Source organism: Paraburkholderia diazotrophica (assembly GCF_900108945.1).
GTDB classification, from domain to species: domain Bacteria; phylum Pseudomonadota; class Gammaproteobacteria; order Burkholderiales; family Burkholderiaceae; genus Paraburkholderia; species Paraburkholderia diazotrophica.
The window spans coordinates 38,305-57,348 of record NZ_FNYE01000048.1 but is presented as its reverse complement, the minus strand read 5'-3'; the positions used below and the strand labels follow the sequence as shown (position 1 = coordinate 57,348).

16 protein-coding genes, 2 pseudogenes and 1 riboswitch are annotated in these 19,044 nt (G+C 61.5%); of the genes and pseudogenes, 10 read left to right on the top strand and 8 right to left on the bottom strand.

Features of this window, described 5'->3' with window-relative positions; genetic code table 11:
- A pseudogene (locus BMW76_RS35265) lies at positions 1-435 on the bottom strand (hypothetical protein); the annotation flags it as partial.
- Between the two features lie 2,779 nt (positions 436-3,214).
- Entirely contained in the window at positions 3,215-3,505 is a 291-nt protein-coding gene (locus BMW76_RS35260; RefSeq protein WP_090873450.1) for a hypothetical protein, read from the bottom strand.
- A gap of 116 nt (positions 3,506-3,621) precedes the next feature.
- On the opposite strand from BMW76_RS35260, the gene BMW76_RS42255 reads away from it, so the two are divergent.
- The 6 genes from BMW76_RS42255 (at position 3,622) to BMW76_RS35245 (ending at position 7,795) form a co-directional block, all read left to right on the top strand.
- Positions 3,622-3,888 carry a hypothetical protein gene (locus tag BMW76_RS42255; protein WP_245763521.1) on the top strand — a complete coding sequence of 89 codons (267 nt, stop codon included), beginning with the start codon at positions 3,622-3,624 and terminating at the stop codon, positions 3,886-3,888.
- 12 nt (positions 3,889-3,900) lie between these two features.
- Positions 3,901-4,008 carry a paraquat-inducible protein A gene (locus BMW76_RS42250; RefSeq protein WP_281248585.1) on the top strand — a complete coding sequence of 36 codons (108 nt, stop codon included), beginning with the start codon at positions 3,901-3,903 and terminating at the stop codon, positions 4,006-4,008.
- 364 nt (positions 4,009-4,372) lie between these two features.
- Entirely contained in the window at positions 4,373-4,549 is a 177-nt protein-coding gene (locus tag BMW76_RS41460; RefSeq protein WP_177200583.1) for a hypothetical protein, read from the top strand.
- 599 nt (positions 4,550-5,148) lie between these two features.
- Positions 5,149-6,345, top strand: a complete 1,197-nt coding sequence (locus BMW76_RS35250; protein WP_090873449.1) for a glycosyltransferase — start codon at positions 5,149-5,151, stop codon at positions 6,343-6,345.
- Between the two features lie 61 nt (positions 6,346-6,406).
- A complete protein-coding gene (locus tag BMW76_RS41455; protein WP_177200582.1) occupies positions 6,407-6,583 on the top strand; it encodes a hypothetical protein in 177 nt (58 codons plus the stop codon).
- Positions 6,584-6,898: 315 nt separating this feature from the next.
- Positions 6,899-7,795 (top strand): hypothetical protein, encoded by an 897-nt coding sequence (locus BMW76_RS35245; RefSeq protein ID WP_090873448.1) that lies wholly within the window; start codon positions 6,899-6,901, stop codon positions 7,793-7,795.
- A gap of 75 nt (positions 7,796-7,870) precedes the next feature.
- On the opposite strand, the gene BMW76_RS35240 is transcribed toward BMW76_RS35245, so the two are convergent.
- The 5 genes from BMW76_RS35240 to BMW76_RS35220 all read right to left on the bottom strand — a co-directional run bounded on the left by BMW76_RS35240 (position 7,871) and on the right by BMW76_RS35220 (position 12,505).
- The gene (locus tag BMW76_RS35240) at positions 7,871-8,380 is read right to left on the bottom strand and encodes a CBS domain-containing protein (protein WP_177200581.1); all 510 of its coding nucleotides are present in this window, start codon (positions 8,378-8,380) and stop codon (positions 7,871-7,873) included.
- 356 nt (positions 8,381-8,736) lie between these two features.
- A complete protein-coding gene (locus BMW76_RS35235; RefSeq protein WP_090873446.1) occupies positions 8,737-9,519 on the bottom strand; it encodes an ABC transporter substrate-binding protein in 783 nt (260 codons plus the stop codon).
- A 94-nt stretch (positions 9,520-9,613) separates the two neighbouring features.
- A complete protein-coding gene (locus BMW76_RS35230) occupies positions 9,614-11,098 on the bottom strand; it encodes an FAD/NAD(P)-dependent oxidoreductase (protein WP_090873445.1) in 1,485 nt (494 codons plus the stop codon).
- The gene (locus tag BMW76_RS35225; protein WP_090873444.1) at positions 11,095-11,388 is read right to left on the bottom strand and encodes a (2Fe-2S)-binding protein; all 294 of its coding nucleotides are present in this window, start codon (positions 11,386-11,388) and stop codon (positions 11,095-11,097) included. Before BMW76_RS35225 ends, BMW76_RS35230 begins: the two co-directional genes overlap by 4 nt.
- The gene (locus BMW76_RS35220; RefSeq protein ID WP_090873443.1) at positions 11,381-12,505 is read right to left on the bottom strand and encodes an NAD(P)/FAD-dependent oxidoreductase; all 1,125 of its coding nucleotides are present in this window, start codon (positions 12,503-12,505) and stop codon (positions 11,381-11,383) included. The genes BMW76_RS35225 and BMW76_RS35220 overlap by 8 nt, the downstream gene beginning before the upstream one ends.
- A gap of 140 nt (positions 12,506-12,645) precedes the next feature.
- Between BMW76_RS35220 and BMW76_RS35215 the strand changes: the two genes are divergently transcribed.
- Entirely contained in the window at positions 12,646-13,584 is a 939-nt protein-coding gene (locus BMW76_RS35215; RefSeq protein WP_090873442.1) for a LysR substrate-binding domain-containing protein, read from the top strand.
- A 23-nt stretch (positions 13,585-13,607) separates the two neighbouring features.
- Positions 13,608-13,829 (top strand): annotated as a pseudogene (locus BMW76_RS35210) (IS6 family transposase); the annotation flags it as partial.
- A 58-nt stretch (positions 13,830-13,887) separates the two neighbouring features.
- On the opposite strand, the gene BMW76_RS35205 reads toward BMW76_RS35210, so the two are convergent.
- A complete protein-coding gene (locus BMW76_RS35205) occupies positions 13,888-14,901 on the bottom strand; it encodes a substrate-binding domain-containing protein (protein WP_090873441.1) in 1,014 nt (337 codons plus the stop codon).
- A gap of 227 nt (positions 14,902-15,128) precedes the next feature.
- On the opposite strand from BMW76_RS35205, the gene BMW76_RS35200 reads away from it, so the two are divergent.
- On the top strand, positions 15,129-16,670 hold the full coding sequence (locus BMW76_RS35200; protein ID WP_090873440.1) for a glycoside hydrolase family 68 protein: 1,542 nt from the start codon (positions 15,129-15,131) through the stop codon (positions 16,668-16,670).
- A gap of 257 nt (positions 16,671-16,927) precedes the next feature.
- Positions 16,928-18,526 carry a glycoside hydrolase family 32 protein gene (locus BMW76_RS35195; RefSeq protein ID WP_407669068.1) on the top strand — a complete coding sequence of 533 codons (1,599 nt, stop codon included), beginning with the start codon at positions 16,928-16,930 and terminating at the stop codon, positions 18,524-18,526.
- 359 nt (positions 18,527-18,885) lie between these two features.
- Positions 18,886-18,996: riboswitch (guanidine-I (ykkC/yxkD leader) on the top strand.
- Positions 18,997-19,044: the final 48 nt, after the last annotated feature.

The following is a 19,044-nucleotide window of genomic DNA, read 5'->3' as shown; positions in this document are numbered from 1 at the left end:
GCCGAGCACGGGCGCGAGGTTCGGCAGTACGCCGAACGTCGCGATGCCCGTCGGACGCGTGCCGCTGTGCGGCAGCGTGCCGCCGCTCGCGCGCAGCGTGGCCGTCAGCGCGCCGTAGCCCGACCACGTCGACGTACAGGAGATCGTGTTGGTCTGCACGCCGGAGTTCACGGGGAAGCTGCCCTGCGTCTTGATCGCGCCGTTCGAATCGGCAATCGACCACACCACGGTATCCGCGTTCGGCGCGTTCGTCGTGATCGCGAGCTTGAACGGCGTGTTGTTCTGGAATACGCGCAGGCCGTCGCTCGTCGGCGTGTCGGCCGTGATCAGGCCGTTCGCCGTGCCGCCCGCCTGTTGCGTCGGGTTCCCGCATGAGAGCGTCGAGTTGCCGACGGTCGCTTGAGCCTGTGCATGTTCTGCACCAAACGATGCCAATATAGTTGCCGATGCAACCCCCAGTAATTTCCAATAGCTCATCATTGTCCGTATGTTTAGCCGAAGACAGTTTCCCCGAGGACCAGCAAGATCGATCCAGGTCGTCATCCCGTCTTCGTGTTATCAAATAGGAGGAGAAGTGGGCGGGAGGATGCCACGCGCTCAAGCTCGCAAATCTCCGCGAGCCGCCCACCTGCTATTACGTACACCTTAGTTATTACGTATGAATAAGACGTGCTCGAAACACCATTCCTCGAAACTGAAAGCGCTCGACTTACGCACCTCTTGCGTGAGCAGATGACCATCGACACATGCCATCGATCCGCCCTACGTGCGACCACGCTCGCATCAGCGGGATGATGTCAGACGATCGGTTATGAATCGAGTCAAATGCCGGCCACCGCGCCTGTCGTCTGACTTCCGCTTTGCGAATTTTTGGCCGATCGATCAGGATTCCTGATCGGTCAGACTCGTCCTTCGCCTTGCGTTGACGACACAATGCTGTCGTCGAACCCCAGCGGTTCGACGACGCTGCTACGCAATCCTGCAACTGAACAGCCAAGATCCGTGCGTCGGGTTTCCACACTGAAAAACCGGCGCAGGAATTGACAACCAGACATTCAGGTCCGCTCGCTTTTCGCTGCAAGACGATGTCTGGCTACACGCAATGCCCTCTTCGGTAGCTATTACTCAATGCTCAGCATCTTGGACGTCGAGCGGATCGCTTACGGAAGAATTTTCAGGCAGGTGAATTATAAGCGTTTCATGCGGGTAGAGTTAACCCGCCGTAGCGCAGAAAAGTACTGATTTCAATAACGAGCGCCTAAATCGTCCCCTGACGTTCTACATGTCAGACTCGTGGAGGCAATCTGCCTCAAAAGCCCAGAGAAAAGATGGATGCATGATCGGTCTGGATATCTTTTTCGTGAATGGCGTTTCTATAATATTAATATAAATCGCTTCGGGTTTGATCCCTCTATTTCCGGTCACTAACCTTTTACGCAAATGGGGAAAGCAATTCAAATTGAGCCAATACGGAATTTATATTTGGAATGCGAATCATATTTCACCGCGTACGGCGTATTTTCAGCTCAAGGCACAGTTCGCAAGTGCCGCTCCGCAACTCGACAAATGCTGCAAGTTACTCCGTATCTTCGGAACCCTCCGAACCGACGGTACTGTGCATGATCGTTGACAACGAGAACCAGTTCTTCTCGGTTTGCGCGCCTGAAACCGCAAGGCAACTCGCGTGGCGTGGCGTGCATAGGCGACTTTCAGGTCTCGCTCGCTCAGCGCTGCACCTATGAGTTCGCACGACAACAGGGATGGCGGCTTCGCGGTCACATGCGGGCCAGTTCTTCAAGCAATAGTCGAGGGCCGCAGGCACGCGCAGTCAGTTTTCCGAATGCGCGTGCCCGGTGCCTCCTGCCAACCGGTGTACCCGATGTCGAAGGCAATCGCGTCATCGACGGGATTCACGCCGCCCGGTACGAGCGGCGCTAGCGCGGGCGCCCGATTACTGCGGCGACTGCAGCCGCTGCCGCCCTCCTCGCGTCAACCGCCGAATTTTTCGACTCCTGAATCTGTGCCGCCGCCAACCCGCACGCGGACCAGATCCCTGCCGGTGAGCCCTCGGCGGTGTTCTGATTTAGCCATGTACCACAAGACCTGCAGCGATACTCAACGTAACGCGCGATTGGCTTTTGAGGCGTACCGAAAACACCAGTCCCGACACGCAAGAGGTCTCTGTGCGGAGGGTGCATTGAAGGCATCCCGACCAACGCTTGGCAAGCAGGGCACGCTTCCATGGTTGCCTCCTATTCGACATCCGTCCGGCGGATGGTATGAGCATACGCCATGCCGAAGCAGGAGCGAAGGCTTGCTGCCGCGTGCGCCCGACGACGCGAGTAAGACGCTGCGCCCGGTGCAGTGGCTTTATCCCCATATGCCCCGCCGACGAGGCCCCCGAATGTCGTCCCATCGTCTCGCTCACTGGACGCCGTCACACGTCACACAAATGCTGCCCGCGCTCTCGGCTCTCCGAATGCCCGCCGGACAGTCGTGACCGTCACTCGTGGCGGGACCATAGCGAGACAGCTCGAGCTGCTGAAGTTTTGTTCGCAACTGAGCGAGCATCGGCCTGCTGCGTTCGTGAATTTCTTTTGCAAAAGAGTCAGATCGCGCAAGACGTGCTGCAGGACGTCAGCCAGCTCCAGGAGCTGCCGCCAGTTTCCCGCTGCCATCCCTTCTAGCGTTGAGCGCTGGATAGCGCTGATTGGCATTGACGATCCGAAAGGCAGATTTCTGCTTTTCATATAGCGCTGAAACGGTACAAACCGCGGTCACGTGATTGCGTTCCAGTACTGCACCCGTCGCCTTCGGCGAAGGGTTAATGACGAGGGCCATTCGGACCGTATGTGTGCCTGATTTGGGCACACATACGGATTCAAAGCCACGAAAAATGCCGCACGCTCTGAAGAAGCTGATCGCTGATCGCCTCGGGCGGCTCAGGTTTTTACGGCGCCTTAAGGCGCTCACCCGATAACCCATTGGCTTTGCGCGGATCACTTAATTCACGTATGGCGCGGCGCAATCCGAAATACACTCGAGAAGGCACTGCCGCGCGCTCGCCTCAAGCCGATGATGTCGGCAATTCCGGTGAATGTGAAAATGAAGTACCCAACCGAACCACGTCTACGACACCTGCGCGATTCGGGGATTGGACCGGCATTGCAACTGGCGTAGTGCAATCCCCATCTCGTTGACGACATATTGCACATCAGTGAGCCTTTGCGCGTTGAGATGCCATCGTCTCCAATTCGAGCTTGATAGGCGTTCCCATAGCATCCCGGATCAACGCGTTCACGATGTGTATCCGATGCATCACCGTTCGCATGCGGCATTGCTCCAAAGACGTGCCGGCAAGACCGCGTCGATGACGAACTGCGCCGTGGCCTGTTTTCGTTGTCGTTAGCGCAAAGTACTGCGCCAGACAGTCCACGAAAATTCGGCGCATCAGGAACGAGCCATGCTGATTGGGAATGCGCGCGCTTGTGCGCGAGAGCAGCATGCGTGTGATATCCGACGGGGAGGCTCCAGGTCGTTGAGCACAACGCACTCGTTGGAATAACAATTGGCCTCCTCAAGCAGGCCAGTGCCGAGTTCGGGGTATTACGGAGAGCGCGAGTGACCGAGGCGAACCTTTATGACCGTAGCTTCAGCGAGGGCTACGAAAGAGGCTTTGCTGGCCGGGCACGCGAGTGCCCATACATCACCAGCGAAGGGAAGTTCGACGAGGAGCAGTGGCATGCCGGTTATCTGTACGGCCAGCATGTCGCCGCCATGCAGCATCTGCGCCCACATCACAATCATAATAGTGGTCAGTCATTCAGCCTTCGGACGATCTGCACGAACATCGTTATTCCAGTCGCGAAAATTGTCGGGATGGCGTAGTCGAGGCCCTCGATCGGCGCGACTGTATTCGCGCTCGTCGTTTTCCTGATGATGGCCGCGTCGCGTGCGTTCGACCCGCGGATCATGTGGGACGCCACCTCTCAGCACGCGAAAGACTGATCGAACGGGCTCAACGAGTCGACGTGGTCGCCCGTCCGCGCGATCATATCCATGACAGTCCCGCCGCCGTACCTCAGCTGATCTCGTGTGTACCCAGTGAACCTTCGGCTGTTTACCAAAACCCCATGAGCAGCAACCGCTTTCGTCCCCGAACGTCCGTCGTGGCGTTGACGTATCGGGTCGAGTGTTTTCTGGTTACATTGAGGGCGCATGCCTTGGCGCGCAGAGAAACGTCATCGCCGATCATGCCTCCGACGCCGACATGGTGATTGGCCAGCCATTTCCATGGACTGCCGGGCCACTTGCCTGTCTGCTATATGGCCGAGCGGATGTGTCTTAGGACGCCGGTGTTCTATGAGGCCGGATGCACGACTTGTCCATTGGCAGCGAGGAAGAACTTGTCGCGCTCGATCTGCTCGCGCTGCAGTCGTCCGATTATCTGCTGCGTGTCGTTCATTGGCCATCGACGCCAGGCAACGGCGCGCTGCGACAACGGATGCCTCCCGTGCTCGCAGCTCTTCCGTTCTACGTGCTGTCGTGAAGCGCCGCGGCGGTCCATTATTTACAAGACGTCGTGTAAAAAGCGCAGTGCAGGCTCGCGGATAGCAACGCGAAGCGTGAACTGACGGTCGAACCCGTTGCTCGTCGCGACACTGTGTTACCTCGCGGGCATTCGGCATTGGCTCGCGCTGCCGCGTATACGCTGCTCAACAAATGGCTGCGCAAGACCGAGCGCGAGCAAGGCGAGCATCACAAAGCCGAGCGACAGTGGATGAGGGTCAGCGCTATTGGCGCGAGCTCCCGTCAAGCCAGCAGCGTCCAGCCGTCGACTCATAACGTGACTTGTATTGATGGAACGCGCGCGCATTGTCATTTCCAATAACAACGGACACGTACCTGTCGCGGCAGTCGGTACGTCGGCGATCGATTCGTACACGCTCGCCCCGCTGCATCGTAGTCGCCCGTTTCCGATCTGCGCGATTTCGCCAGCGCGCATGTTCACCTTGTGCGACCAGTCACGCGTTGGCACGCACTCGCCCCCGCGCCAACGGCACGCCTCCGGGCAGGATTCCTGCTGCGCCGTGGATGTTGCATCACGTTCGACGTTCCCTCTCGTTCAATCATGGCGGTCTTGATCCAATGCGTGTCCTTTTCATCATCGGCAATCTGGGCGACTATCACGTCCCGCGCTACGAAGCACTCGCAAGGCTTGCGACCGCTCGCGGACACAACGTCTACCTTGTCGAGGTATTTGGAAGATCCGGGGCTTATTCCTTCCCGCAGGAGCGTCGCATCGCATTTTTCCAGAACTGCCCACCGGATGCTCTCACGTTGGTCGAAAATGCCGACGAGGCAGATCATCATTGGTGGCGCGTCGGTAACGGGTTGCTCGCCGCGCTACGTCGATGCAGGCCCGACGTCGTCGTGACGCTCGGCTATAACACGTACTATTCCCTTTTCCTGCGATTGCTGAAAGTCTTGGGAAGACGGTATACGCTGATCTACATGTCGGACTCGAAAGCAGATGACGGCACGCGATACGTACTCAAGGAGCGCCTGAAGCGGCTGTTGGTCTCGGGCTTTGACGGTGCGCTGGTCGCCGGCGAAAAACACCGTGCTTATGCCCAATCGCTGGGTATTCCATTGAGCCGGTCGAGAATCGGCTTCGACGTAATCGACGTTGAGCATTTTTCGGCTGCTTCACGCGCAGCCCTCGCGAACGCGTCAACGATTCGTTGCAACTTCGGACTTCCCGCGCGCTACGTCATCTGCGTCGGCCGGTTCATCAAGCGCAAGAATATCGATCTGTTGATCGAGGCATTCTCTCTGTCACAAGTGCATGCGGCGGGACTTTCCCTGCTACTGGTGGGACAGGGCCCGTGCGCGCCGAAAGTCCGCAATGCAATCGATCAACAGGGCATGAACAGGCACATACAAATCCTCGATTGCGTCCCCTATTGCGAAATGCCGGCCCTCTATTCACTTGCCGAATTCGCCGTGCTGCCGAGCGCGTACGACCAATGGGGCCTTTGCATCAGTGAGGCGTTCGCCGCAGGCAGGCCGGCCATCGTAACCAGGACATGCGGCGTAGCAAACGAACTGGTGCTTGACGGTATCAACGGCTTCATCGTCGAGCCGGGCGACGCCGCAGCCCTGGCCGACAGGCTCGCACGACTGGCAACGGACGAGGCGTTGCGGGAGCGATTCGCGCAGAACGCCGTTTCGACGGTCCGTCGCTGGACGCCCAAGCTCTTCGCGACAAATGTCATTGAGCTTGCCGATTCGCTCAACGGAGCAACAGCATCGCTCGCCCCGAGTAGAGGTGCCGCGACGTAGCTCGCCGCACGATCACAGCAAGCGCACAAAAATCGGGCGCGCGTTGGCTACGACTGTGCGCTTGAGCATTCTCGCCATCGAGTACACGGCCGAACCTGAAGCCATTGAGCCATTCAAAGGTGGAAGCGCAGGGGCCTCCATAAAACGTCGCTTCGACGTGGGGAAAGATGTAGCCTGGCATCGCACCACCTCGGCCAATCTTGCTCCACCGCACTATATTCGGCGCTCGTCTTTTTGATTAACGGCTGCCGACCGTCGTGCGTAGCGGATGAGTCACCGTGCTGTCATTGCTGCCTGGCTGCGCGTCTGGCTCAGCGACCAGCTGACCAAGGATCAGGAACACGCGATGCTATCTTGTTCCCGGCGTAGCGCTCAGCCGAAGTTACCATCAGTCAGGCGACTCGCAGACCGGGGCGATCGTGTCAACTGAGAACGTCTGGGAAGCGCCGCCACTTTTTTGCCCAGCGCTGAACTTAACCACGAGCCACGGCTATTCACATAACGCGGATCGGCTGGCAATAAGGCAAGTAAGGGCACCCGGTAGGAGAGCGTGATGAACGATACGGATCATGACCTCGCTGCCGTAATGCCCCGAGTCATGAGGGCATTGAGAACCTCGACGATTACCACGACGATTGCAGTCGCACTCGCTGGATGCGGAGGTGGCGGCACCGATGGCACAGCCAACGCGGCCGCCGCCAACAACGCCGTCATCAACTCGGCCGGTGCTGCCGTCAGCAACTCAGCCGCGCATGCGGGGTCAGCTAATCATCAAGTCGTTCCGCGCTATGCACGCTTCGAGAGGAAAACCTACCGTCAGTGGGTAGTGTCCTTCTGGCAGTGGGTGAACATGACAGACAACGGTCCGTTTTTTCCAAACCCGCTAATCAACTGTACTCGTCCTATCTCAGCCGGGCAAAGCGGCAATCTCTGGTATTGGGCCACGCCCAGTTCCTACTTTCACGCGCTCAGCGTTCCCAACGCTCCGCAGACTTGCGACCAGTCCGCAAATGTGATTCCTGCGGGCACATCCATCTTGCTCGCGACGCTCGATACTTTTTCTTCGACGCTGCTGCCCCCTGGCGCCTACACTGCCACCACGGCGGCGGACGAACGGGTCATTGCCGACCGCTTCGCCGATCGTATTCAAGACCTGTTCGTCACAATCGACAACGTCCCGGTCGCCGATGTTACGGCGTATCGCGTCCGTACCGACCAATTTACGTTTAAGGCAGCGTTGCGCTGGGTCTTCGGACTACCAGAACATAACTACGGAACCGGCACGGCCGTAGCCGACGGCTACTATTTGATCCTGAAACCGTTGCCTACAGGCTCACACACGATTCACTATGGCGGCAGGTTCCACTATCTGGCGGGAGACTTCGGACCAGGAGCCCCGCCGCCGGATTACGTCGTGGACATCACGCTCATGATTACGGTCGGGCCTTAAGTCTTCCCGCGACGGCATAGTTGTGCCGTCGTGTGCATCAACGAGTCGCGACGGCTCGATACGTCCAACAGTCAATCATCTGCCTGTCAGGTAAGCAGAGACCCGCCAACGCGCAGCCGCGGGACTTCCCGACAGGTCCAGTATGTCCGCTTCGGTCAACACACCTGCAACATGTCCATGCCAGTCGAGAACGGGCAGACAGTGGCATCCCTCCTCGGTCAAGATCGCAAATGCAGTCGCTATGCTATCGGTTTCGCCCACAGCATCGATGTCGGTGAGCATTACCTTGCCGACGCATTGCCGATCGGCAGGTGTCGTCGCATGGAGATGCTCAGGTCCAGCCGTCAGACAACTCGCGGTCACCAGCCCAACGAGATTCTGTTCTCTGTCGACCACCGGCATGGCCTCCGCTCCGTTGTCCAGAAGCAGTGCTAACGCGGCGTCTATCGGCGTATCTGGCGTACTGACAAGTGGAGAGCGCATGACATTGATGCATCTGAGACGGGTCCAGTCGTCGTTGGAGTCCTGTTCCCGCCAGATCCGGGTCCACGCCCCCAACTGTGAATGATCGATCGAGCCTTGCATCGACTCTTGCTGACGGAGACCGCCCGATCCTTTCGTCCTCGTGAAGGCGCCAGCCACCCACTGACGTATCGTTGCCAAAGTCGACATCTCGTGCTCCGCTGTTCGCCCGGCAGGGTGAGCGACTGACGGGATACAGCAATTGCTATGCCGCGTCAGGCCGGCTGTGTAACGGCACTTCCGCAGAATTCCTGCCGTGTTTTGCGGGCGTGCAGATCGAGACACAGCCGGCCGATCTCCGCGACTTCATCAGGCGCACACCGGCGGCTTGTGAAACGCATTCCGCCTCGCGCCTAAGGGAGTGGAATCTGATTCGGCCTATCCGAGGGCATCGGCACACGTGGCCGCGTGAAGGGCCGTTACTTGCCGTACATATCGAACGGGAAGTACTTCGCTTCGATCTTCTTGTACGTTCCATCGCGCAGCATTTCAGCAATCGCGACGTTCAACGCATCGCGCAAATCGCTGTCGGACTTGCGCACGCCGGCGGCATCGCCATCGCCCATGATCGTCGGATCGTAAACAACGTTGCCCGCGAACGCGAAGCCCTTGCCGGCCGGGGTATCGAGAAAGCCAAGCTTGCCTTGCACCGCGTCCATCAGCACGGCATCGACGCGGCCCGTGCCGAGGTCCGCGTAGGCCTGGTCGTAGTTCTGGTACGGCACCACCTCGACACCAGCGCTCGCCCACTTCTCGCGCGCGTAGGTTTCCTGCACCGTGCCCTGCTGAACGGCGACACGCCTGTGCGCGAGCTTCGCGGCATCGGGAAGCAGACCCGAGCCTTCGCGCGCGATCAGGCGGGTCTGGTTACGATAGAGACGATCGGTGAAATCGATCTGCTCGCGGCGCTTCGCCGTCGCCGCCATCGACGACAGGATCACATCGAACTTGCGCGCCTGCAGGCCCGGAATCAGGCCGTCGAAGCTGCTTTGCACCCACACGCATTTCGCCTTCAGCTTCGCGCACAGCGCGTTGCCGAGATCGACGTCGAAGCCGACCACCGCTCCGCTCGTCGACAGCGATTCGAACGGCGGATAGGTCGGGTCAATGCCCACGCGTATCGTCTGCCACTCTTTCGCCGACGCCGCACACGCGAGCGCCATCGATACCGCCGCCACCATCACGCTCAAGCTATGTTTCATCAAAGCACTCCTCGCTAAAGATCAAAGGTCAAAGGTCAAGGGTCCAACGTCAGGGAAAAGCGAAGCGTTTTGCGCACGCGAACCATGCAGCGTTTCAACTGGGAAATTCGCCGCGCGCGACATCGGTGTCGACGGGCATGGCCTGCGCGAGTTGCGCAATCGTGACTGGTTTGACGGGCGCGCGAATCCGGTAGTAGCCGACATCGGCGGGGTCTCTCGCCTGCGCGTATGCGATCAGTTCGCCGACCGTGGTGCCGCACCAGCGGCCCTGGCACGGACCCATCCCGCAACGCGAGAATGCCTTCATCTGGTTCGGTCCCGTGCAGCCCTGCGCGGCGATTCGACGTATCTCGCCCGCCGTCACTTCTTCGCAACGGCATACGATGACTTCGTCGGTGGGCAATCGCGATGCGGGCGGCGGCGTGTACAGCGCATCCAGCAACGGCCGAACGGCGAGATGACGGTTCAGTGCGGCGCGTGGCGCGCGGCTCGCGCGGTCACGCGTTCGGGTGTCGAGCGCGCCGAGTTGCGCGGCGATGTCGAGCGCCGCGAGTGTGCCGGTAAACGCCGCCGCCTGCGCGCCGCCGATGCCCGCGCCATCGCCGGCAATCCACACATCGGCGACACTGCTGCGCCCCCATGCATCCGTTTGCGGATGCCAGCAGGCCGCGCGCGTGTCCCACTCGTGTGCGCAGCCCGTTGCGCGCGCAAGATTCGTCGACGGAATCACGCCTTGATGGAGCAGTATCAGCGATGCTTCGATCTGCTGCGCGTTGCCAGCGCCGTCGATAAAGCGAACAGCGCGCGCCCGCGTGTCGCCGACGATTTCGACGGCGCGCGCGTGACGGTGAATGGCGACGCCCGCGCGGCGCACGGCGCGCATCATGCGCCAGCCCTTGAGCAGATAGTCGGCGGCCCTGAGTGCGCGCGGCAGATGACGCAGCGCTTTCGTATACGCGTCCGGCGGCGTCGTATCGACGATCGCCGCGACCCTGCGGCCAGCTTCGAGCAACTGCGAAGCGAACAGCCACAGCAAGGGCCCGCCGCCGACCAGCACGGTCTGCGCGCACGGCACGAGCCCCGCGGACTTGAGCGCGGTCTGCGCCGCACCGACGCCCATCACACCGGGCAACGTCCAGCCGCGAATCGGCCACGGACGTTCCTGCGCGCCCGTCGCGAGCAGGACGGCGCGCGCATGGACGGCCAGCGTGCCGCTCGCGTGATCGAGTCCGTGCGCGTCGCCGGCATCGGCCGCATTGCCGCGCGTGAGCATCGCCACGGCTTGCGTTGCCCCCATGCGCCCCTCACGGCCGATCTGCCACACGAGCGTGTGCGGCAGATATCGCGCGCCGCACGCGAAGAAGCGCTCGATCAGCGGCCGCCCCGCCGCGTAGTCCTCGCCGAGCGCCACGATGCTGCGCAGCGGCGATGTGGCCGCATCGCGGTAGACCTGGCCACCCGGTGCATGACCCTCATCGGCGACGATGACCGAAAGACCACGCTTGCGCGCCTCACAGGCGGCCGCCATCCCTGCCGGCCCCGCGCCGACGATCAGCAGATCGCATCGTGTATCCGTCATGCGAGCCTCGCCTTGCCTTGCATCGATCGCACGCGCATGCCTTCGGCGACCCGCGTCATGCACGCCTGTACGTTCGGCACGCCGTCGATTTCGACGAGGCATTCGAAGCATACACCCATCATGCAGAACGGCCCGCGCGGCGCGCCGCTCACAGCCGATGTGCGGCACGCCATCGGTCCGTTCGCGAGCAGTGCGGCAGCGACGGTGAAATGCGCGGGAACGCGCAGCGGATCGCCGTCGATCTCGATGCCGACGGTCGCCGCCGACGCCAGCGGCAAGAGTTCAAACATGGGCTTGCTCCTGGCGCGGTTGGAAACGCGCGGTGACGAACGGCTCGATGATCCGCGGACGCGCGCCGCCCGCGATCCACGATGCGAGCGTTTCGGCATGCGCGGCAGCGAGCGTCACGCCGCTATGGCAGATCGCGACGAATGCGCCCGGAGACGACGCGGATTCTTCGTAGACGGGCAAACCGTCCGGCGTCATGATGCGCAGCGCGCCCCATGCCCGCACGATGCGCGCGTGCGCGAGGATCGGAAATGCCGTCTGCGCGCGGCGCGCGATATCGGCCATCACGCCGCGCGTGGTGCCGTCGTCGAAACCGACGTCTTCGGCGGAATCGCCGAGCATCACCGAGCCTTCGCGCGTCTGCCGCACCACCAGCGTCGGATAATCGAGGAAAGGCGCTAGACGCTCCGTCACCATGATCTGTCCGCGCAACGGCGAGACGGGCGCGTCGAGGCCGACCATCGGCGCGAGCCGCGCATTGCCGAGTCCTGCCGCGAGCACGACGCGTCCGGCGTTGAGCGTGCCCGTCGCGGTGACGACATCGAAACTGGCCGAGCGCGGCAGTACTTCGCGTACTTCGGCATGCGGCCGATACTCGCCGCCGTGCACAGCGAACGCCTGTTGCAAGGCGCGCAGCGTGTAGAGCGGGTTGGCGTGGCCGTCGTTGCGCGAATAGAGCGCGCCCGCGAGTTCCGGCGACGCTGCGGGAATGCGCTTGCGCAACGCGTTCGAATCGAGCACTTCGTAATCGAGCCCCGCGTCCTGCTCGCGCAACGATTCGAGCAGCGCGTGTCCCTTATCGAGTTCCGCGTGCGTTTCGAACAGCTCGATGCCGCCCGGACGCTCGAAACCCACGTCGACACCCGTTTCGCGCGATAGCTGCGCCGCGAAGGTCGACCAACGCTGCGACGAGCCGAGCGACCACTGCGCGTACGGCAGGCAGCGTCCGCCCTTGCCCTGCACCCACACCAGGCCGAAATTGCCGCGCGCGGCGCGGTATGCGTTGTCCGCGCCGTCGCACACGGCGACGCGCAGGCGCAGCCGCGCAAGACCGTACGCGATCGCCATGCCGACGAGCCCTCCGCCCGCAACGACGACATCGTAGGTGTTCGATTTCATGTCCGCACCCTGCTGGCGGAACGAATGTTATGGCGTTGATCCACTGCGTCCGTATCGATAGAAATGCTGTCGGACGTAGCATCCAACTGGCAAAATGCTGCGTCAAATGCCGTTTTTTCTCTCGTCTATAAGTGAATGTTATGACCTCGGCCGACCTCAACATCCGACAGGTGGAAGCTTTCCGTGCACTCATCCAGCGGCACACGGTAACGCGCGCGGCGCAGTCGCTGCATATCTCGCAGCCGGCGGTGAGCCGCCTGATTGCGGATTTCGAGGACAGCGTGGGCTTTACGCTATTCGAGCGTCAGCAGGGACGGCTCGTGCCGACCGCGGAAGCGCGCGTGTTATACGAAGAGGTGGAGCGCGCGTTCGTCGGTCTCGACCGCATCGGTCATGCGGCCCAGCAGATACGCGCGATGCGGCGCGGCTCGCTGCGGGTGGCCGGGTCGCCCGCCATCGCGCTCGAACTGCTGCCCGCCGTCGTCGCGCAGTTCGTGCAGGCGCATCCGGGCATCGACGTGACCTTGCTCACGCATAGCGCGAGCACCGTCGTGGACATGGTGGCGTCGGGCCGATGCGACGTCGGGTTCATCGCAGAAGCGATTCCGCATCCGTCCGTGCGGCCCGAACGGCTGACGGATGCGTCGATGCGCTGCATTCTGCCGCTCACGCACAGACTGGCAAGAAAGCGCGTGCTCAAGGCGGCCGACCTGGAAGGCGAATCGTTCATCTCGTTCCCGCGCTCGTTCGACGCGCGCACGGCCATCGACCGCGTATTCGTCGAGCAGAACGTCCAGCGTCAGATGAGCGTCGAGGCACAGTTGTCGCAGACCATCGTCGCGCTGGTCGCCAACGGCGCCGGTGTCGCGCTGATCGATCCCGTGACGGCGGCGTACGCGAAAAACCGTGTCGCCGTGCGGCCTTTCCAACCCGAGATTCGCGACCAGCTCTACCTCGTGCGCGCGTCGACGCAGCCGCTGCCGGGAATCGCCGAGCTGTTCTGCGCACGAGCCCGCGAATCATTGATGCGACTCGTGTGCGCGCATCAGTCGCCGTCGCCTGTCACCACAAAGAACTAGACGACACGCTGCGCAGGATGCTTGAAAACAGTCATCAGCCGACACGCGAACGCGAGCGACGCATGCGTGGCTTTCGCGATCCAGAGCGCACCCAGGCTTTCCTGTCGAGCTTCGGTTCGATCCGACAGCTCTTCGCGCTCACGCGACACCTGCGACGTGCCCCGCTCTATCGCAAACAGCTCGCGGCACGCTTCGCCGCCTCGCATCATTCCACTGAGATCACCCAAGGTCTGTTCGCTTTCTGAGCAAATGCACGTCCTCGCAGCTAATGCGTCGCGAACACTTTAACGCGACAACTCCGCGTCAATGCATCGGGCCGTCCGTATCACCCGGCTCGATGCGAGGCAATGCGAGCCGATGCGCGCAACGGTCCCGATCGTCGATCGCGTTCAGCATCAGTTCGGCAATGGCTTTGCCGGACGCGTGGCCAGTCGGCTGCACGACGCCCGTCACTGCATAGGGATGCGAGACGTCGGAAGGCACGCCGTCATAGACGATCAGTGAAACATCGCGGCCGAGCTTGCGGCCGCTGTCGACAATCGCCCGAAATGCGCCCGCGCCTGCGAGGTTGTTGTCCACGAGCACCGCAGTCGGCGGGTCGGCGAGGTTCAGCAGCGCGGTGGCTGCATCATGACCGCCCGCGCCGTCGAACGTACATTCGACCATCAGTTCAGGCGACGGTGCGAGCCCCGCATCGCGCAGCGCGCTCACAAAGCCTTCACGGCGCTGGGCCGCGAAGGTCATCGCCAGCGGCGCGCTGATCAGCGCGATCCTGCGATGACCGAACTCGATCAGCCGCCGTGCGGCAGTCCGCGCGCCCGCTTCGTTGTCGAAGTCGAACCACCAATAGGGCTGCTCGGTATTCGTGCGGCCGTAAGCGACGAACGGAAAATTCCGCTCCTGGAGAAACGCGATGCGTCTATCGTCCATCCGCGTGCGCGCGACGATCAGGCCATCGACCGAGCGTCCTTCAACGAGACGCCGGTATGTCTCAAGCTCCGCATTGGGCCGCGCGGACGCGATGATCAGATCCATGTCACGCTCGCCGAGCGCCTCGGTAATGCCCGCGACGACCTCGCAAAAACGCGGGTCGCCCAGATCGCTCGCGCCAAACGGATACACGATGCCAATCGCGTCGGCGCGCCCGGTGGCCAATCGGCGCGCAGTCGGATCGGCCTGGTAGCCAAGCGCCCGCGCCGCTTCGATCACCCGCTGCCGGGTTGCCTCGCTCACGTCGTCATAGCCGTTCAGCGCCCTGCTGACGGTCGTTCTCGACAGGCCCAGCGCGTTAGCCAGTGCCTTCAAATTCGTTTTCAACTCTTCCCCCCAAGATCTCGTCGCGCCCCGTCATCACACCCGTGTGACGAAATGATGAGCAAGCCGGCTCATCATACTGCTATTCCGTCCTATTTTGACTTCCAAATCGGTTTTGACTTACTATCCAAACCGATTTGGAAACAAACCCCGCCCTCACTCAAAGGACGTCCACGATGAATGTTGCCCACTCCTCCTCGCGTAGCCATTCCCACCACTCGCGCTTGCGCATGCGCCTCCTCTCGGGAGCCCTGCTGTCGGCAGTTGCGACGGGCGCGCTAGCCCAGACAGCGGGATTCCCTGCGCCGACACCCCATTCGCAGCAGGCCTACGACCCCGAGAGCAGCTTCACGATGCGCTGGACGCGCGCCGACATTCGCCAGATCAAGGCGCAGTCGCATACCGCGACGGCTGCGGACAAGAACTCGCTGCCGACGGCGTTGACCATGCCGGACATTGCGCAGGATTTCCCGCTGATCAACCCGAACGTGTGGGTATGGGATACGTGGCCGCTCGCCGATATGCAAGCAAACCAGATGGCGTACAAGGGCTGGGAGGTGATCTTCTCGCTGACGGCCGACCCGCATGCCGGCTACACGTTCGACGATCGTCACGTGCATGCGCGCATCGGCTTCTTCTATCGTCGCGCTGGCGTGCCGGCGGCGCAGCGCCCCGCGAACGGCGGCTGGATCTGGGGCGGCCATCTGTTCCCCGATGGCTCGAGCGCGAAGGTCTTCGGCACGGCGCCGATGACGAACAACGCCGAATGGTCAGGCTCCGCGCGACTGGTCAACGGCAATCAGGTGAACCTCTACTACACCGCGTTGTCGTTCAATCGCTCGGCGCCGGGCGGATCGGACATCACGCCGCCGATCGCGATCATCACGCGGGCAGACGGCCAGATTCACGCCGACGATAGCCACGTGTGGTTCACCGGCTTCGATGATCATCAGGCGCTGTTGCAACCGGACGGGACGATGTATCAGACAGGTCAGCAAAACACCTACTACTCGTTCCGCGATCCGTTCGTGTTCACTGACCCTGCGCATCCCGGCAAGACCTATATGGTGTTCGAAGGCAACACGGGCGGCGCGCGCGGCGCGCGTACCTGTACTGAGGCCGATCTTGGCTATGCGCCGAACGACCCGTACCGCGAGGATCTGAACACCGTGATGAACGAAGGCGCGGTCTACCAGAAGGCCAACGTGGGTCTTGCCGTCGCGACCGACAGGCAGCTCACGCAGTGGAAATTTCTGCCGCCGATTCTGTCGGCCAACTGTGGCGACGATCAGACCGAGCGCCCGCAGATCTACATGAAGGACGGCAAGTACTATCTGTTCACGATCAGCCACCGGGCAACGATGGCGGCTGGCGTCGATGGGCCGGATGGTGTGTATGGCTTCGTCGGCAACGGCATTCGCAGCGATTTTCTGCCGATGAACAAGGGCAGCGGCCTCGTGCTCGGCAACCCGACCGATTTCGATGCGCCCGTTGGCGCGCCCTACGCCGAGGATCCGAACCAGAACCCGCGCACGTTCCAGTCGTACTCGCACTACGTGATGCCTGGCGGTCTCGTCGAGTCGTTCATCGATGCAATCGGCACACGGCGCGGCGGCACGCTCGCGCCGACCACCAGGATCAACATCAATGGCGATACGACGGCCGTGGACCGGACGTATGGCAAGGGTGGTCTTGGCGGCTACGGTGACATTCCCGCGAATCAGTCGGCGCCTGGTAACGGCCCGAACGGCAACGGTCAGGGCAACCAGTAATGCTCCCGGCGAAGCTTGCAGCGTTCGCCCGTGCAAGCTTCGTTAATGTCGGGCTGCGCGCACCGTGCCGGCGGCGCGCGCAGTGACCCCACCCGAGCGAGTGCCGCCATGAAGTTCGGGATTTCCGAATTGCCTTCCCGCAAGCGGCCAGTGTATCTGGCGGTAGTTCACGAGATCGAAGCCGGTGGTGCGAGGCCCCCCGGACAAGTACGCCTCCCAGTGAGGAAAGACATTCAATGCACGACCCACAACGTCCAATGTTCTTTAGATCGCGCACGCTGTCGTCATGGCTCTTTACCGCGCTAGCCACGACGGTTACAGCATGCGTCCCCCCGTCAACGTCGTTTGCGGCGAGTGCAACGGATACACCGCAGTGGCGCTCCACACTTCACTACACGCCGGAGCGCAACTGGATGAACGACCCCAACGGCCTCGTCTACTACAAAGGCCTGTATCACCTGTTTTACCAATACAACCCGCATGGCAACTTCTGGGGTGATATGTCGTGGGGACACGCCACTAGCCGTGATCTGGTCCATTGGGAAGAGCAAGCGGTCGCGATGCGCGCGAACCGTACCGAGGAAGTATTCTCGGGCTCGGTCGTCGCCGATACGCGCAACACGTCGGGGCTCGGCACCGCAAACGCGCCGCCGCTCGTTGCGCTCTACACGAGTGTGTACAAGGCCGGTTCCGGGCACGAACCAGGCGTTCAGGCGCAGTCGCTCGCCTATAGCACCGACGATGGCAAGACCTGGCAGCAGTACGTGCATAACCCGGTATTGACCTTGAACCCCGAGTCGCACCACTTTCGTGATCCAAAGGTCTCCTGGTATGCATCAGGCGGATATTGGCTGATGACGGCCGTTGTTGCCGATGCGCATGTCGTCAAGCTCTACCGGTCGGACAACCTGGTCGACTGGACGTTTCTGAGCGACTTCACGCTGCCCGATGTCCCGCATCGCGGTGCGCTATGGGAAATGCCGGACCTGTTTGCGCTTGCGTTAGACGGCGATCCGACGCGTCAGAAGTGGGTGATGATCGTCAATGTGAATCCGTGGTCGATCGCGGGCGGATCGGGCGCCATGTATTTCGTCGGGCAGTTCGACGGCACGCGTTTCGTTCCAGACGATGTCGCATCAGCCAGCTCCGATCCCGCGCAGTATCAATGGCTCGATCACGGTGCGGACTACTATGCGGCGGGAACATTTTCGAATGCACCAGCAGGCAAGGCGTTGACGATCGGCTGGATGAGCAACTGGGACTATGCGAGCCACGTGCCGACATCGCCGTGGCGGGGGGCGATGGCATTGCCCCGTGAACTCTCGCTGAAGACCATCGACGGAAAGCCGCAGCTAATGTCGACACCTGCGCAGTCGTATGAATCGCTGGTAAGACGGTCTGCCGGAAGACGGATAAAAGCGCTCGAAGTGTCGTCGGCTATGCGAGATCTTGCACCGCTCATGCACGGCGCCGTTCAGAATATCGAATTGACTATCCGGCCTGGCACTGCGCAGCGCGCCGGGTTGATCGTTCGAGGCTCAGCAACGGGCGACACCGGGACGCGAATCTATTACGACGCGCGCAAGCAAGCCCTCGTTGTGGACAGATCGCGATCCGGCAACATATGGTTTTCAGATGCATTCAGCAAGGAGCATATCGTCGATCTGCCGCTGCGCGATGGCAAGCTTCATCTGCAAGTGGTGGTCGACCGCAACTCGGTAGAGGTGTTTGCCGATCACGGTCGCACCGCAGTAACGGACCTGATCTTCCCGTCGATCGACCACGACAGGACTCGCGTTTTCGCAGAAGACGGCGATGCGATGTTCAGTGACATAGCGGTAGCAAATCCCCGCTAACAGCAGGCTTTCGCGATGAGCAAAGCAAATACCCATTTGCATAACGGACGATTGCCAATGTCGAATGAAACGCGAGGTCGAAGATCGCACAGTGGCAACGGGGACGATCGCACGACAGTTGCACATCAAAAATCAGCCACGTTCGATGACTCCGCGCCGAGCTGCCGCTTGGGCAAATGAGCGCTCGCCAAGGCACCCGATTAGTGCGCGTACGCGCGGCCATATCGCCACTGCGCCTCAAGGTTGTGCACGATCGATCCTCTGCAAGCGCGAACCGACGTAGTGACAGCGATGGCATGCTTATCGCTTAGAGAAGAGCAGGAGCCGGTGCAGCATCCGGTTTAGCAGTCACAATCTGGCAAATGGACGACTAGGGTTCCGGTCCGCATCGATGCACTCGATGCGCGACGCTGGTCCGAGAGTTGTCGACCTCGGACGAGGTTACACGGCGGGATAAAAGCCCGGGAGAGAACGCGATGCGTCGCGCCGCTCCTGCCGTCGATAACCGTCCCTGCGAG